At 69.2% G+C, this 3,680-nt stretch carries 4 protein-coding genes; 3 read left to right on the top strand and 1 reads right to left on the bottom strand.

Annotated features, from left to right (window positions below):
* The first annotated feature begins 111 nt into the window (after positions 1-111).
* Both H3O04_RS34485 and H3O04_RS34480 read left to right on the top strand, forming a co-directional pair.
* Complete coding sequence (locus tag H3O04_RS34485; protein ID WP_202589424.1) at positions 112-1,509, top strand: sigma-54 dependent transcriptional regulator; 1,398 nt, start codon at positions 112-114, stop codon at positions 1,507-1,509.
* A 130-nt stretch (positions 1,510-1,639) separates the two neighbouring features.
* Complete coding sequence (locus H3O04_RS34480) at positions 1,640-2,146, top strand: hypothetical protein (protein ID WP_202589423.1); 507 nt, start codon at positions 1,640-1,642, stop codon at positions 2,144-2,146.
* Positions 2,147-2,171: 25 nt separating this feature from the next.
* Here H3O04_RS34480 and H3O04_RS34475 read toward each other — a convergent pair whose 3' ends face one another.
* A complete protein-coding gene (locus H3O04_RS34475; protein WP_011547320.1) occupies positions 2,172-2,663 on the bottom strand; it encodes a hypothetical protein in 492 nt (163 codons plus the stop codon).
* 375 nt (positions 2,664-3,038) lie between these two features.
* On the opposite strand from H3O04_RS34475, the gene H3O04_RS34470 reads away from it, so the two are divergent.
* Positions 3,039-3,680, top strand: a 642-nt coding sequence (locus tag H3O04_RS34470; RefSeq protein WP_202589422.1) for a response regulator transcription factor, incomplete at its 3' end; no start/stop codon positions are given.

Raw genomic sequence — 3,680 nt, 5'->3', positions numbered from 1 at the left:
CGGCGCCGCGCCGCGGGACCACGGGCCCTGCCGCGCACGATCGGGCAACGGCCGCTCCGATACATACCCTTATGCGGCGAGGCGATCGTGAACCATTGCTGTCAGCTGAGCATGTCGGGCCCGCGGGATGTCGAACGGCTGGTGAGTGCGCTGCCGTTCATCGCGGTCCGGCACAATCCCGTCGCGCCGTCGCGGCCGCTCGTCTACCTGTCGCAGCAACACGATGCCGCGCTCGTCGATGTGCTCGCGTCGCGCGGCTGGGACGTGTGGCGCGCCAAAACCGTCGCGGACGCGCTGAATTTCGTCAAGGCGAACCGTCCGCATGCGGGCATCGTCGATTTCGGCAGCTTCGCGTCGCCGGACGTCGCGTCGTTCGAGGCACTGCTGCGTGACCCGCGGGTCGGCTGGGTCGCGCTCGCCGACGGCGAGCGACTGCGCAACATCACGATCGCGCGCCTGATCCGCCACTGCTGCTTCGACTACGTGCGCAATGCGGGAGCCTACACGACGATCGGCTATCTCGTCGGCCATGCGTACGGGATGCTGAAGCTCGCGGACGGCGACCCGGCCGCGGAGGCGCCGCCGCCCGGCGGCGCGATGATCGGCGCGTGCGGCGCGATGCGCCGGCTGTTCGCGACGATCCGCAAGGTCGCGAACACCGAGGCGACCGTGTTCATCGCCGGCGAATCCGGCACCGGCAAGGAACTGACGGCGGCGGCGATCCATCGGCAGTCGTCGCGTGCCGACGCACCGTTCGTCGCCGTGAACTGCGCGGCCATCCCGACGACGCTGCTGCAGGCCGAACTGTTCGGCCACGAGCGCGGCGCGTTCACCGGCGCGCACCAGCGCAAGATCGGCCGCATCGAGGCCGCGCACGGCGGCACGCTGTTTCTCGACGAAATCGGCGACATGCCGTTCGAGAGCCAGGCGAGCCTGCTGCGGTTCCTGCAGGAAGGCAAGATCGAGCGGCTCGGCGGGCATGCGTCGATTCCGGTCGACGTGCGGATCGTGTCGGCGACCCACGTCGATCTCGAGGCCGCGATGCAGGCCGGGCGATTCCGCGCCGACCTGTATTACCGCCTGTGCGTGCTGCGGATCGACGAGCCGCCGCTGCGCATGCGCGGCCGCGACATCATGCTGCTCGCCGACGACGTGCTGCGGCGCTATCGCGACGACGGCTCGTACCGGATTCGCGGCTTCACGCCGTGCGCGATCGAGGCGATCCACAACTATCCGTGGCCCGGCAACGTGCGCGAGCTGATCAACCGGATCCGCTTCGCGGTCGTGATGACGAACGGCCCGCTGATCTCGGCCGCCGATCTCGAATTGCGTCCGTATACGTCGCTGCGGCCGCCGACGCTCGCGCAGGCGCGCCGGCAGGCCGAGCGGCACGCGATCGAGGAAACGCTGCTGCGTCACCGCCACCAGCATGCGGACGTCGCGGCGGAGCTCGGCATCTCGCGCGCGACGCTGTACCGTCTGATGATCGCGCACGGGCTGCACAGCTGACGCGCCATGGCGCGCGACCGCTCAAGACCTCGCGGCGGCGGCCGTTAAGACATGAAATGGCCCGGCCGGCACGCGCGCATCGAGGTGCGCGCGACCGGCAGGCGGCGCATCACGTTCATCCGAGGTCATCGTGGCAGAGTGCAGTCACTGCGGCAGGACGTTCCTGCTCGGCGGGCAGTCGATCGACGGGCGCCGCTATTGCGGCCCGGCATGCGCGCACGCGCATCCGGTCGTCGTCGAGGCCGAACGGGTGCCCGACGCGAAGGTCCGGCAGTACGTCGACGACTGGCGCTACGGGCCATGCCCGATCTGCCTGCGAGAAGGGTGGCCGGTCGACGTTCACGCGTCGCATCGCGTCGTGTCGCTCCTGTTCGTCACGCGCTGGGCCACGCGGCGCCACGTGTGCTGCCGCCGCTGCGGGCGCAGGAAGCAGGCGCTCGCGCTGCTCGCATCGGCCACGCTCGGCTGGTGGGGGCTGCCGTGGGGCATCGTGCTGACGCCGATCCAGCTCGCGCGCAACCTGCTGGGCCTCGCCGCGCGCGACCCGGAGGTCGCGACGCAGCAGTTCGAGGAGCTCGTGCGGCGCAAGCTGGCCGCACGCCGGCTCGCGCGCGCGGAGCGCGGCGCCGGCGCCTGATCGCGCTTCGGCGCGTCGTGCGGGCTCAGGCAGGCCGGTCGAAGCCCGAGGCGACCCAGCGTTCGGCGCTGGCCTTGTTGAGCTTGAACCCGGCCGACACCTTCGCGTCGGCCAGCAGCTCGCCATACGGATCGAATGCCTTGAGCTGTGCATACGGCTCGAACTCGTCCGGCACGATGTCGAGCGTCACCGACACATCCTGCCCGGCTTCGTCCTGCACCGTCACTTCCTTGTGCAGCAGCGCGCGCCGCTGCTGTTCGTGCCGCATCAGCACTTCGGTCGCGGTTTTCACGAGCGTGCGGAACGCGTTCGCGTCCATCGGCTTCGGGTTCTTCTTGTCGCGGCCCATGGTCCACGGCCCGACGAGCGCGGGCTCGGACTCGCCGTCCTTGACCATCTCGACGGCCCAGCCGTCGTCGTCTTCGTTCTTGATGATGCGGGCCGTCCAGCCGTTGTCGCGCCAGAGGCCGTCTTCGTGGATGGAGGTGTCGTCGGATTGCAGGTCGGAATCGGTCATGAGGAAAGCGGGCGGTACGGGCAAGCCGGCGAACGGGCGGGGCGCGCGGCCGGCAGCGGCGCGTCGCTCGCCGCCGGCGGGCCGGGGTGGCATGCAAAGGCGCAATTTTACCTGCTGACCGGCCGCGCGGCGCGCGACCCTGGCCGTCGGGCCGATGCCGCTGCAATCGACCGCCGGCCGCCGGGCGTCGGACCGGTGCAAATATCAAACCCGTATTACGTCTGCGGCGGCCAATTCGTACGCCGTCCGATATCGCGTCCTTGCGTACGTTCATAGAATCGACGTTCAGGCTAAAAGTAGCCTGAACGTCCTTTCAACGCCCAACCGGCCGACACCTTTCGCGTGGCGCGGCCGGTGAATTACCAGGAACTGCGCATGAGGAAATTCAATGTTCGCATCGTCGTCGCGTACGACTGGCCGTTGACGCTGGCCGGCATCGAGCAGATCGCAGGCAGCACCTGCGCGATCGAGCTCGTCGCGGTCTACCGGAGCGCGGCCGAACTGGTCGCGTCGCTCGGCGGCGTCGACTGCGACGTCGTGCTGGTCGACTATGCGATTCCCGGCGACGAGCAGATGGACGGCCTCGCGCTGTTCGACTGGCTGCGCCGCATGCGGCCGAACGTCGGGATCGTCGCGCTGGTCGCCAACGAGAATCCGCTGATCTTCCGCTCGATCCTGGGGATTGGCCACGTGAGCGTCGTCAGCAAGCTCGACGAGGTCGGCCACATCGTCACGGCGATCCATTCGAGTTACAGCGGCGGCGCCTATCTGTCGCCGTCCGTCCGGCGCGCGGTCGATGCGCTCGGCACGCGCGGCGACCCGCCCGTGAAGCTGTCGGCGCGCGAGATAGAGGTGATTCGACTGTATCTGTCGGGCGTGCCGATCAAGACGATCGCACAGCGCCTGAGCAAGGGCAAGCAGACGGTCAGCGCGCAGAAGATCAGCGCGATGAAGAAGCTCGGCGCGAACAACGACGTCGAGCTGATTCAGCGCGCGGCGGGGCTGGGGCTCGGGAGC

The organism is Burkholderia sp. KCJ3K979, assembly GCF_016759955.1.
GTDB lineage: Bacteria > Pseudomonadota > Gammaproteobacteria > Burkholderiales > Burkholderiaceae > Burkholderia > Burkholderia orbicola.
This window is presented reverse-complemented; position numbering and strand designations above follow the sequence as displayed.